12 protein-coding genes are annotated in these 11318 nt (G+C 70.1%); 4 read left to right on the top strand and 8 right to left on the bottom strand.

Going from position 1 to position 11318, the window contains the following annotated elements; genetic code table 11:
- The coding region (locus AB0J39_RS34255) for an IclR family transcriptional regulator (RefSeq protein WP_363472391.1) at positions 1-567 on the bottom strand (567 nt) is incomplete at its 3' end.
- Between the two features lie 109 nt (positions 568-676).
- On the opposite strand from AB0J39_RS34255, the gene purU reads away from it, so the two are divergent.
- Positions 677-1543 (top strand): formyltetrahydrofolate deformylase, encoded by an 867-nt coding sequence (gene purU, locus AB0J39_RS34260; RefSeq protein WP_363472393.1) that lies wholly within the window; start codon positions 677-679, stop codon positions 1541-1543.
- 36 nt (positions 1544-1579) lie between these two features.
- On the opposite strand, the gene AB0J39_RS34265 is transcribed toward purU, so the two are convergent.
- Positions 1580-2497 carry a helix-turn-helix transcriptional regulator gene (locus AB0J39_RS34265; protein WP_363472395.1) on the bottom strand — a complete coding sequence of 306 codons (918 nt, stop codon included), beginning with the start codon at positions 2495-2497 and terminating at the stop codon, positions 1580-1582.
- Positions 2498-2609: 112 nt separating this feature from the next.
- Between AB0J39_RS34265 and AB0J39_RS34270 the strand changes: the two genes are divergently transcribed.
- Entirely contained in the window at positions 2610-3374 is a 765-nt protein-coding gene (locus tag AB0J39_RS34270) for an SDR family NAD(P)-dependent oxidoreductase (protein ID WP_363472396.1), read from the top strand.
- Positions 3375-3505: 131 nt separating this feature from the next.
- Entirely contained in the window at positions 3506-3898 is a 393-nt protein-coding gene (locus tag AB0J39_RS34275; RefSeq protein ID WP_363472398.1) for a hypothetical protein, read from the top strand.
- A 417-nt stretch (positions 3899-4315) separates the two neighbouring features.
- Here AB0J39_RS34275 and AB0J39_RS34280 read toward each other — a convergent pair whose 3' ends face one another.
- A complete protein-coding gene (locus AB0J39_RS34280; RefSeq protein WP_363472400.1) occupies positions 4316-4765 on the bottom strand; it encodes a VOC family protein in 450 nt (149 codons plus the stop codon).
- Between the two features lie 158 nt (positions 4766-4923).
- Here AB0J39_RS34280 and AB0J39_RS34285 point away from each other — a divergent pair, with 158 nt between their 5' ends.
- Positions 4924-5700, top strand: coding sequence for an IclR family transcriptional regulator (locus AB0J39_RS34285; protein WP_363472402.1), 777 nt, complete (start codon positions 4924-4926; stop codon positions 5698-5700).
- Here AB0J39_RS34285 and AB0J39_RS34290 read toward each other — a convergent pair.
- The 5 genes from AB0J39_RS34290 to AB0J39_RS34310 form a co-directional block, all read right to left on the bottom strand.
- The gene (locus tag AB0J39_RS34290; protein ID WP_363472404.1) at positions 5678-8023 is read right to left on the bottom strand and encodes an FdhF/YdeP family oxidoreductase; all 2346 of its coding nucleotides are present in this window, start codon (positions 8021-8023) and stop codon (positions 5678-5680) included. The genes AB0J39_RS34285 and AB0J39_RS34290 overlap by 23 nt on opposite strands.
- Before the next feature lie 36 nt (positions 8024-8059).
- Positions 8060-9181 carry an aromatic ring-hydroxylating dioxygenase subunit alpha gene (locus tag AB0J39_RS34295; RefSeq protein ID WP_363472406.1) on the bottom strand — a complete coding sequence of 374 codons (1122 nt, stop codon included), beginning with the start codon at positions 9179-9181 and terminating at the stop codon, positions 8060-8062.
- A gap of 61 nt (positions 9182-9242) precedes the next feature.
- Positions 9243-10328 carry an S-(hydroxymethyl)mycothiol dehydrogenase gene (locus AB0J39_RS34300; protein WP_363472408.1) on the bottom strand — a complete coding sequence of 362 codons (1086 nt, stop codon included), beginning with the start codon at positions 10326-10328 and terminating at the stop codon, positions 9243-9245.
- Between the two features lie 181 nt (positions 10329-10509).
- Positions 10510-11094: a hypothetical protein gene (locus tag AB0J39_RS34305; RefSeq protein ID WP_363472410.1), complete on the bottom strand. Its 585-nt coding sequence runs from the start codon at positions 11092-11094 to the stop codon at positions 10510-10512.
- 9 nt (positions 11095-11103) lie between these two features.
- The coding region (locus tag AB0J39_RS34310) for a hypothetical protein (RefSeq protein WP_363472412.1) at positions 11104-11318 on the bottom strand (215 nt) is incomplete at its 5' end.

Raw genomic sequence — 11318 nt, forward strand, 5'->3', positions numbered from 1 at the left:
GCGGCGCACCTCGGCCAGCTCCGCGCGCAGCAGCCCGGGATCGGTGACGGTCCGCGCGGTGAGGCCGGGCAGCCCTGCCGCGACCACTTCGTCGCACAACGCGGCCGGGGCGTACGCGAGCAGCACCTTGCCGTTGGACGTCGCGTGCAGCGGGATGCGCTGACCCACCCAGTTGTGCAGTTGCAGCGCCGACGGCCCGGCCACCTGGTCGACGTACAGGGCCTCCCGGCCGGCCAGGACGGCCACGTTCACGGTCTCCCCAACCGTCCGGGCGAGCGCCGGCGTGACGGCGCGGCTCTCGCGCACCAGGTCGAGCCGGGCGCTGGTCGCGCCGGCGAGCCTGACCAGGCCCACACCCAGCCGGTACCTGCCGCGGTCGCTGTCCTGCTCGACCAGGTCGTGGCTCTCCAGCGTCGCCACCAGGCGGAACGCGGTGGACCTGTGCACGCCGAGGACCGCCGCCATCTCGCTGACGCCGAGCTCGCCGTCCCGGGCGAGCAACTTCAGGATGGTGAGTGCGCGGTCGACGGACTGCACCGCCGAACCGTCACCCGGCCCGTTGCCCATGGCACAACTCTACGCAAATTACGCACAAGGCTCTTGACCTGTCCCGGACATCGGGTCACTCTGTTGCGTATACGTCACCATGTTGCGTATTGCGCACTCAGGAGGCTTCATGTCCGCTCGCCCGGGTCGCGAGTTCGTCCTCACGTTCTCCTGCGTGGACCGGCCGGGGATCGTCTACGCGGTGAGCGGCTTCCTCGTCCAGCACGCGGGCGACATCCTGCAGAGCCAGGAGTTCAACGACCGCACGAACGGCCACTTCTTCATGCGGGTCCACTTCGGGGTGCCCGAGGGCCGCGGCGACATCGATGAGCTGCGCCGCGGCTTCTCCTACGTCGGCGACTCCTTCCAGATGAACTGGCAGATCAGGGACGCCGTGACGCCGACGAGGACGCTCGTGCTCGTGTCGAGGTTTGGACACTGCGTGAACGACCTGCTCTACCGGCAGCGGGTCGGCGCGCTGAACGTCGAGATCCCGGCCATCGTCTCCAACCACCGGGACCTCGAACCGCTGGCCGAGTTCTACGGCGTGCCGTTCCACCACGTGCCCGTCACTCCCGACACCAAGCCCGAGGCCGAGCAGCGCATCCTCGATCTGGCCGAGGAGCTCGGCACCGACCTGGTCGTGCTCGCCCGCTACATGCAGATCCTCAGCGACGACATGTGCAAGCGGCTCGAGGGCCGGGCGATCAACATCCGCCACTCGTTCCTGCCGGGGTTCAAAGGCGCCAAGCCGTACCACCAGGCCCACGAGCGCGGCGTGAAACTCATCGGCGCCACCGCGCACTACGTCACCGCCGACCTCGACGAGGGACCGATCATCGAGCAGGACGTGGCACGCGTGGACCACTCGCTCGACCCCGGCGAGCTCGTCACCGTGGGCCGCGACGTGGAGGCACAGGTGCTGGCCAGGGCCGTGCGCTGGCACAGCGAGAGCCGCGTCCTCCTCAACGGCGACCGCACCGTCGTCTTCCGCTGAGCTCTGTCGTCTTACCGCTGGTTCAGGGCCGCCGGCTCACCGGCCGGCCGGCTGCCGGGTGGTCTCGGCCGCCGAGCCGCGGTCGGGCTCGATCTCGGTCCCGGTCTCGGCCTCGTTCCCGGTGAAGCGCTGCCGCCCCGGCGTCGCGAGCAGTCGCAGCTTCTCGTACGCCTCCGTGCGGGGAGGAGCGGTGAGGACGAGCAGCGCCTGTGACTGGTCCTCGGTGAACAACACCTGGCAGTCCAGCTCGATCGGGCCGAGCTCGGGATGGATGAGCGTCTTGTGGTCCTCGAAGCGCTTGGCCACCTCGTGCCGCTCCCACAGCCCGGCGAACTCGGCGCTCATCTCCTGCAGAGCGCGTACGAGATCGCCTGCCCGCGACTGCGCGCCCATCGCGCCGTGGGCGGCACGCAGATTCGCGACCAGGGCGCGGCTCTGGCGGTCGCGGTCGTCCTCGGGATAGCGCAGCCGTTCCGACGGGTCGGTGAACCACCGGAAGATCTCGCTGCGGGCCAGACCCGAGTAGCCCGACTTGTCGCCGAACAGCGCCTCGGCCAACCGGTTCTGCACGAGCGTCTCAGCCAGGCCGGACAGGATGAGCGCGGGTGTGTCGTCGAGACGGTCCAGCACCCGCAGCAGCGCGGGCGCGACATCCGTCGCGCCCGACATCGGAGCCGGCGGGTTGTGCCCGGCGATCCGGAACAGGTAGTCGCACTCGTCGTTCGTCAGCCGCAGCGCCCGCGCGAGCGAGGCGAGCATCTGCACGCTGGGCTGCGGGCCGCGCTGCTGCTCCAGACGGGTGTAGTAGTCGGCCGACATCACGGCGAGGGCCGCCACCTCTTCACGCCGCAGCCCGGGGGCCCGGCGCCGCGCACCGGCGGGAAGCCCGACGTCCTCCGGCCGCAGCGCCTCACGGTGCCGGCGCAGGAAGTCCGCCAGTGTCGCACGATCCATGTCTCCGATTATGGCCGTTCGTCACCCGAGGCTTCCGGAATGATCGGGGGATCGCCGATCCCCCGATAACCGCTCTCTGCACCCGTGGCGGCCGGGCGGCCAGCCTGGACTCATGCAGATCTCCGGAAACACCGTCTTCATCCCCGGCGCGACCAGCGGCATCGGTCTCGCCCTCGCCATCGCGCTGCGCGACAGGGGGAACACCGTCATCGTCGGCGGCCGGCGCGCCGACCTGCTGGAGCGGATCGCCGCGGAGCATCCCGGCATCGGCACGGTGCGGATCGACACGGCGGACGCGGAAAGCATCCGGGCCGCCGCGAAGCAGGTGCTGACCGACCACCCCGGTCTCAACGTCCTGGTCACGATGGCCGGCATAATGCGCGTCGAGGACTGGCACCGGCCCGAGTCGTTCCTGGCCTCCGCCGAGTCCGTCATGACCACCAACGTGCTCGGCCCGATCCGGCTCATCGCCGCGTTCATCGAGCACTTGCAGGCGCAGCCCGACGCCACGATCATGACGGTCTCCTCGGGCCTGGCGTTCGCGCCGCTCAAGGTCACCCCCAGCTACAACGCCTCGAAGGCCGCGATCCACATGCTGAGCGAGTCGATCCGGCTGCAGCTCGCCGACACCGGCGTGAAGGTCGTGGAACTCGAACCGCCGTCCGTCCGCACCTCGCTGCTGCCGGGCCAGCAGGACAACGAGACGGCGATGCCGCTGGAGGAGTTCGTCGCGGAGGTGATGTCGCTCCTGGAGGCCCGGCCCGATGCCACGGAGATCCAGGTCGAACGCGTCAAGTTCCTGCGCTACGCCGAGGCGCGCGGCGACTACGACCAGGTCGTCGCGACGATTAACGACTCCGACCCGCACGGGAAATAGTTCCATCGCCATCGGGGCCAGGCGTCCCGCCCGCGCGGCGATGGGCAGGAATATAACAATTCACATGAAACGGGGTGCATGGCAACTGTAAGTTCAGACCTCCATATGTCGTCCCTCTACAGGATCAGATAATGACGGAAACCCCCCAGGAGCCCTCGACATTCGGCCAGAAGGCCGCAGGCGCGGGCAAGGTCTTCGGCAAGCGCGTCGTCGCCTATGCCGTCGGCGCCGCCGTTCTCGCCGGTGGCGGCTTCGCGTACAAGCAGCTGAGCGGAGCTCCCGAGATCGCCAAGGCCGGCGACTGCATGTCCGGCGCCACGGCCGACGAACTCAAGGTCGTCTCCTGCACCGACCCCGCCGCGGCGCTCACCGTCGAAGGCCGCGTCGAGGGCAAGACCGAGCAGGAATGGGACGCGGACAATGACGGAAAAATCTGCTCTGCGTATCCAAAAACGGACCAAACTTTCTGGGAAGGCGAGAAGGGCAAGGCAGGATATGTACTCTGCCTGGCGCCCAAGAGCTGATTCGCGCCCCCGCCTGAGCTGAAGGGCGGAGCACCACGCTCGCGCCCCCGTAGCAGGACCGCGGCGCCCGTTCGGGACGCTCGGTCGGGATCTTCCCGGCCGCGCGTCCCGCACGGTCCGAGACGCCCCATCAGGCCTTACCGTGGGCGGTAGGCATCTGCTCGTCGATCTCCGCAGAGGGCTTGGAAGAGATCTCCCCGGGTGCTCGACTTCTGCAGGACCGGCCCGCCAGGAGTTCGCGTCAGCCGGCCCACAGGATGTCGATGACACGCAGGGACCGCGTCTCCTCGTCGTCTTCGCGCACTTCACTGCCGAGGAGCTGGAGGCCGGTTTCCGCCGCTTGGAGCAACTCGTGGCCGCAGACCCGCAGGCGGCGGCGCCTGCGGATCCCTCGCCCCTGCTCCCGCTCGAACGGCGCTAGACCACATCGAACTCGTTGCCCTCGGGATCCACCATCGCTACCGCATAATGATCGATTCCGGGCTGCGACAGCACCCGCACAACGGACGCCCCCGCCTGGACAAGCCGCTCCACCTCGGCATCCACCCGCGCTTTCCGGGTCTCCAGCGGTACGTCCTCCCGTTTGCCGCCCACCTTCACATCCAGATGGAACCGGTTCTTGACCACCTTGCCCTCAGGCACCTGCTGGAACCAGATCCTCGGCCCGTACCCCTCGGGATCGACGATGCTGTCGCTGCCGTCCCCCTCGCCCAGCTCGTCCTCCGGCACTCCGACAGCGCGCCAGTAATCCCGCCATGTGCCGAATCCGCCCGGCGGCGGCTCCACCGTGTACCGCAGCGCGCCCGCCCAGAACCGGGCCATCCGCTCCGGTGCCGCGCAGTCGATGACCAGCTGATAGGAAACCATGGCGGCGATCCTGCCGGACCCGTCCGACAATTACCTGCTCGCCGGCCACCTCACGTGCGGAAAACGGCGCCGGCGCTCGCGTCGGACGCATCAGAAGATCTCCCTGGGAATCTCCTGACGCCCCGGCTCAGCGTTGCGTGAAGCGCTACAGTCTCGCCATGAGCAACGACGCCTCCGCCGCCAACGGCGGCGGCGTGCAGTCCGTCGATCGCGCGATCAGCATCATGGAGATCCTCGCCGGCCGTGGGGAGGCGGGAGTCACCGAGATCGCGGCCGAGATCGAGGTCCACAAGTCGACCGCGTTCCGCCTGCTCGGCGCCCTGGAGGCACGCGGCCTCGTCGAGCAGACCGAGGACCGCGGCAAGTACCGCCTCGGCTTCGGGCTCGTCCGTCTCGCCGGCAGCGTCTCCATGCGGATGGACGTCACCCAGCAGAGCAGGCCCGTCTCCCAGCGGCTGGCCGAGGAGATCGGCGAGACGGTGAACATCGCCGTCCTGCGATCGCACTACGCGGTCAACCTCGACCAGGTGCGCGGCCCCTCCGCCGTCACCGCCCACAACTGGGTGGGGCAGCTCACGCCCCTGCACGCGACGTCGAGCGGCAAGGTCCTGCTGGCGTACGTCGAGCGGCAGCGCCGCGCGGACCTGCTGCGCGCGGCCGGCCTGGCGCGCTACACACCGAGCACGGTGACCTCGGTGGAGGACCTGGAACGGGAGCTGGCGGAGGTGCGCGAGCACGGCTACGCCCTGTCCCTGGAGGAGCTGGAGGTGGGCCTGAACGCGCTCGCCGCCCCCGTCCGCTCCTTCCGCGGAGAGGTCGTTGCGGCGATCAGCGCGTCCGGGCCCGCCTACCGGTTCAGTGAGAAACGCATGCGCGAACTGGCGTCCGTCCTGGTCAAGGGAGCCGAGGAGATCAGTCACCGCCTCGGCGGCTGACCGTCCCCTCCGCCGTTCCTTCCGCGGCCCCTTCCACGGCACGGCGCAGCCGTACGACGACGCTCTTGGAGGTGGGCGTGTTCGAGGTCTCCGCCACCGAGTCCAGGGGCACCAGCACGTTCGTCTCCGGGAAGTACGCCGCGCAGCAGCCCCGTGCCGTCGGATAGGCGACCGCGCGGAACCCCTCGGCCACGCGCTCGCCGTCCGGCCATTCGCTGACGATGTCCAGCATGTCGCCGTCCGCGAGACCGCGCTCGTCCAGGTCGTCGGGGTGGACGAAGACCACCCGCCGCCCGTTCTTGATGCCGCGGTAGCGGTCGTCCAGACCGTAGATCGTGGTGTTGTACTGGTCGTGGCTGCGGATGGTCTGCAGCACGAGGCGGCCCCGCGGCACCCGCAGCACCTCCAGCGCGTTCACCGTGAAGTTCGCCTTGCCGGTGGCCGTGGGGAATCGGCGCTCGTCGCGCGGCGCGTTCGGCAGCGCGAAGCCGCCCGGCCTGCGCACCCGCGCGTTGAAGTCGCCGAACCCTGGCACCACCCGCTCGATGCGCTCCCGGATCGCGTCGTATCCGGCCTCGAACTCCGCCCACGGCACGCGCGGATCGTCGCCGAACAGCTCGCGGGCCAGCCGGCACACGATCGCCACCTCCGACAGCAGCGCGTCCGACGCCGGACGCAGCCGGCCGCGCGAGGCGTGCACCATGCCCATCGAGTCCTCGACCGTGACGAACTGCTCGCCTCCGGCCTGGACGTCGCGCTCGGTACGGCCGAGCGTGGGCAGGATGAGGGCCTGCTCGCCGCACACGGCGTGCGACCGGTTCAGCTTGGTCGACACCTGCACGGTGAGCCGGCAGCGGCGCAGGGCCGCCTCGGTGGCGGCGGTGTCCGGCGTCGCCGAGACGAAGTTGCCGCCCATGGCGAAGAACACCTCGGCGTCCCCGTCGCGCATCGCGCGGATGGCCTCCACGGTGTCGTGGCCGTGCTCGCGCGGCGGCGGGAAGCCGAACTCGCGCTCGATCGCGTCGAGGAACTCCGGCCTGGGCTTCTCGTAGATGCCCATCGTCCGGTCACCCTGGACGTTGGAGTGCCCGCGTACGGGACACACGCCCGCGCCGGGACGCCCGACGTTGCCGCGCAGCAGCAGGAAGTTGACGACCTCCCTGATCGTCGGGACCGACTTGCGGTGCTGGGTGAGACCCATCGCCCAGCAGACCACGACCGAGCGGGCGGCCAGCACGTCGCGGGCCGTCTCCTCGATCTCGGCGCGGGTCAGCCCGGTCGCCTCCAGCACCTCGGTCCAGTCGAGCCCGCGCACGTGCTCCTCCCAGGCGTCGAACCCGTGCGTGTGCGCCTCGACGAACTCGCGGTCCACCACCGTGCCGGGGGCGGCCTCCTCGGCCTCCAGCAGGAGCAGCGACAGCGCCTGGAACAGCGCCAGATCGCCGCCGAGGCGGATCTGCAGGAAGCGGTCGGACAGTGCCGTCCCGGTCCCGGCGAGACCGGAGGCCCGCTGGGGGTTCCGGAAGCGCAGCAGCCCGGCCTCCGGCAGCGGGTTGACCGCCACGATCCGCGCGCCGCCCCGCTTCGCCCGCTCCAGCGCGGTGAGCATGCGCGGATGGTTCGTGCCGGGATTCTGGCCGACCACGAAGATCAGGTCGGCCCGGTGCAGGTCCTCCAGCAGCACCGTGCCCTTGCCGATGCCGAGCGTCTCGGTCAGCGCCGAGCCGCTCGACTCGTGGCACATGTTGGAGCAGTCGGGCAGGTTGTTGGTGCCGAACCGGCGGACGAGGAGCTGGTAGGCGAAGGCGGCCTCGTTCGAGGTGCGGCCGGAGGTGTAGAAGACGGCCCGGCCGGGGTGGTCGAGCGCGCGCAGTTCGCGCGCGACGACGCCGAAGGCGTCCTCCCACGAGATCGGCTCGTAGTGGTCCGAGCCGGCCGGCTTGTACATCGGCTCGGTGAGCCGGCCCTGCTGGCCCAGCCAGTAGTCGCTGCGCCGGGCCAGCTCGTCCACCGGGTGCTCCGCGAAGAAGTCGCGGGTGACCCGGCGGACGGTCGCCTCCTCGGCCACCGCCTTCGCGCCGTTCTCACAGAACTCTGCGGGGCTGCGATGGCCGTCGCCCTCCGGCCAGGCGCACCCCGGGCAGTCGAAGCCGGACTTCTGGTTGACCCGCAGCAGGGTCAGCATCGTCCGCCCCGCGCCCATCTGCCGGTACGCCGTGCCGAGCGCGTGGCCGACCGCCGGGACCCCGCCCGCCCAGGTCTTGGGCGAGCCGATCTCCAGGCGTTCGTCTCCGACGTCCTCCCGAGGCGCCTTACGCGTCACCCCGCATCTCCTCCAACCTCACCGAGCCCGGCGACCTCACTCGCCGAGCTTGCCTCGCACCCAATCATGAAACAGGCCGATGTGGTGCTCGCTCGGCACCAGCACCCCGCCCTTGGCGTACGTACGGGAGCTCATCGAGGGCTGGGTGCGCTCGCAGGCGTCGAAGTCCTGCTCGTTGACCCGGTGGAACAGCTCCACCGACCGGCTGATGTCCTTGCCCTCGGCCACGACCTCCGGCAGGTACAGCCAGTCGCACTCCACCACCGTGCGGTCCACCGCGAGCGGGAACATCCGGTGGATGATCACGTGGTCGGGCACCATGTTGACGAACACCTGCGGCTTGATCGTGATGGCGTAGTAGCGCCGGTCCTGATCCTCGCTGATGGTCGGGATCCGGTCGAGTCCCTCGGAGCCGTCGACCGTGAACCCCTGGACGTCCTCGCCGAACAGCGCGCCGTGGCCCACGTAGTACTGCGCCGCGTAGCCGTCGGCGAACTCCGGCAGCACCTCGGTCAGCTCGGGGTGGATGGTCGCGCAGTGGTAGCACTCCATGAAGTTCTCGACGATGAGTTTCCAGTTCGCCTTCACGTCGTACACGATCCGGCGGCCGAGCGCCAGGTTGGCGACGTCGTAGTTGTCGAGGGAGGCCACGTCGCCGAGGCGCGTGCGCACCTCGCCGAGCACGGTGTCCTCGAACGACGGCGGCTCGTCGGCCAGGCAGACCCACACGTAGCCCAGCCACTCCCGCACCGCCACGTTGACCAGGCCGTACTCGACCCGGTCGAGGTCGGGCATCTTGGTGAGGTTGGGGGCCGCGATGAGCTTGCCCTCCAGGTCGTACGTCCAGGCGTGGTAGGGGCACTGGAAGGCCCGCTTGACCTCGCCGGACTCCTCGGTGCAGATCCGGGCGCCGCGGTGGCGGCAGACGTTGTAGAACGCACGGATCGAGTTGTCCCGCGCCCTCGTGACCAGGATGCTCTCGGAGCCGACCTGCACGGTCTTGAACGCCCCGGGCTTGGGCAGGTCGGCGGCCCGGACGGCGCAGAACCACATCGACTCGAAGATGTGCTTCTGCTCCAGCGCGAAGACCCGGGGGTCGGTGTAGTGCTCGCCCGGCAGTGTGGCCAACAGGCTTGGGGGCAGGCTCGTGGTGCTCACTGGTGGCTCCTGAAGGTCGTACGTCGCACGTCGGAGATCGAGATGATCAGGGGGATGCCGGTCACAGGACCACGACGGAGCGCAGCACCTCGCCGTGGTGCATCTTCTCGAAGGCCGCCTCGACGTCCTCGAGCGCGATCGTCTCGGTGACGAACGCGTCCAGGTCGAGCCGTCCCTGCTGGTAGAGGGAGACGAGCATGGGGAAGTCGCGGCTGGGCAGGCAGTCGCCGTACCAGGAGGACTTCAGCGCTCCGCCGCGGCCGAAGACGTCGAGCAGCGGCAGTTCGAGCTGCATCTCCGGGGTCGGCACGCCGACCAGCACGACCGTCCCGGCGAGGTCGCGAGCGTAGAAGGCCTGCTTGTAGGTCTCGGGGCGGCCCACCGCCTCGATCACGACGTCCGCGCCGAACCCGCCGGTCAAGTCGCGGATCGCCTCCACCGGGTCGGTGTCGCGGGAGTTCACCGTGTGGGTGGCGCCGAAGCGGCGGGCCCAGTCGAGCTTGGTGTCGTCCACGTCGACCGCGATGATCGTGGTCGCGCCGGCGAGGTGCGCGCCCGCGACGGCCGCGTCGCCCACGCCGCCGCAGCCGATGACGGCGACCGAGTCCCCGCGGGTCACCCCGCCGGTGTTGATGGCCGCGCCGAGCCCCGCCATGATCCCGCAACCGAGCAGGCCCACCGCGACCGCGGAAGCGCTCGGGTCGACCTTGGTGCACTGGCCGGCCGCGACGAGCGTCTTGTCGGCGAACGCGCCGATCCCGAGCGCCGGGGACAGAGGGGTGCCGTCGGCGAGCGTCATCTTCTGGGTGGCGTTGTGGGTGGCGAAACAGTACTGCGGGCGTCCGCGCAGGCAGGCCCGGCAGGCACCGCAGACCGCGCGCCAGTTGAGGATGACGAAGTCGCCGGGGGCGACGTCGGTCACGCCCTCGCCGACCGCTTCGACCACGCCGGCCGCCTCGTGTCCGAGGAGGAACGGGAAGTCGTCGTTGATGCCGCCCTCGCGGTAGTGCAGATCGGTGTGGCACACCCCGCAGGCCTGCACGGCCACGAGCGCCTCACCCGGGCCCGGGTCGGGGACGACGATGGTCTCCAGGCTGACCGGCTGTCCCTTGCCCCTCGCGACGACCCCGCGGACTTCGTGCGCCATGGTCTCTCTTCCCCTCGAATCAGTCAGCGTGCATTAGTTGTGCAAGACGAAACACATAGCACTATGCGCAACAGACTGAGGCCGTGCAGGGCCAGTGTCAAGAGGCCGACCGGCGTTCTCACCAGCCGGTCAGACCACCCCGGCAGCCTGCGAGATCACGGCGGGTCGTGGGTGGTAGGGGTTAGCGAGGGGGCTGTTCCAGGTGGGCGATCACGGGGGCGAGCAGGTCGTTCAGCTCCCGTACGAGGACCGTGAGAGCGCGGTGCGCCGTCTCGGCGAGATCGTGCGCGGGCCCGTCCGGCGCGGCCGGTAGGTCTTCGAGCGGCACAGGGGCGTCCACGAGCAGGGTGGGCCGCAGATGGGGAACCTTCGCGAGGTCCTGCTCGGCGGGTTCGACGAACTGGCCGAAGATCTCCGGCCAGCCCCGCCAGCCGCGGTCGCGCCACCAGTCACGCGACACCGTCAGCGCGGCCGGCTGCGGGGAGACGATCGTGACGCGCGCCGTCAGCGACCCGTCCCAGGTGTTGCGCTCGCAGGAGGCCGACAGGATTCGCCGGTGCCAGCGCACGAACCCCGGCGAGGTCAGGGGTGGGGTGGCGATCCGCCAGGCCGCGCACGCGAACGCGACCGGGGCGATGTCACCCCACACCCCCTCGAACTCGCCGATGTTCTCCCACACGCGCTCGGAGTAGTGGCTGACACCGCCGTAGCGGACGCGTTCGCGGTCGGATCGGCCGTCGATCCAGAAGGCCTGCTGTCCGGCCATGGGCCGGGATCAGCCGTTCGACGCGGCGGAGGTGGGCGCGCCGGCGGCGGCGGGCGCGGTCTCACCGGCGAAGGTGAACTTGGCCGCGTCGCCTTCGCCCTCGATGTCGATCTTGACGACCTGGCCGGCCCGCAGCTCGCCGTAGAGGATCTTCTCCGACAGCGTGTCCTCCAGCTCGCGCTGGATGGTCCGGCGCAGCGGACGCGCGCCCATGACCGGGTCGT

This window comes from Microbispora sp. NPDC049633 (assembly GCF_040675265.1).
Classification (GTDB): domain Bacteria; phylum Actinomycetota; class Actinomycetes; order Streptosporangiales; family Streptosporangiaceae; genus Microbispora; species Microbispora maris.

Excerpts from the sequence above, each read along its gene's own strand:
- purU (WP_363472393.1), top strand. The coding sequence starts at position 677 with ATGTCCGCTCGCCCGGGTCGCGAGTTCGTCCTCACGTTCTCCTGCGTG.
- AB0J39_RS34265 (WP_363472395.1), bottom strand. The coding sequence starts at position 2,497 with ATGGATCGTGCGACACTGGCGGACTTCCTGCGCCGGCACCGTGAGGCG.
- AB0J39_RS34270 (WP_363472396.1), top strand. The coding sequence starts at position 2,610 with ATGCAGATCTCCGGAAACACCGTCTTCATCCCCGGCGCGACCAGCGGC.
- AB0J39_RS34275 (WP_363472398.1), top strand. The coding sequence starts at position 3,506 with ATGACGGAAACCCCCCAGGAGCCCTCGACATTCGGCCAGAAGGCCGCA.
- AB0J39_RS34280 (WP_363472400.1), bottom strand. The coding sequence starts at position 4,765 with ATGGTTTCCTATCAGCTGGTCATCGACTGCGCGGCACCGGAGCGGATG.
- AB0J39_RS34285 (WP_363472402.1), top strand. The coding sequence starts at position 4,924 with ATGAGCAACGACGCCTCCGCCGCCAACGGCGGCGGCGTGCAGTCCGTC.
- AB0J39_RS34300 (WP_363472408.1), bottom strand. The coding sequence starts at position 10,328 with ATGGCGCACGAAGTCCGCGGGGTCGTCGCGAGGGGCAAGGGACAGCCG.
- AB0J39_RS34305 (WP_363472410.1), bottom strand. The coding sequence starts at position 11,094 with ATGGCCGGACAGCAGGCCTTCTGGATCGACGGCCGATCCGACCGCGAA.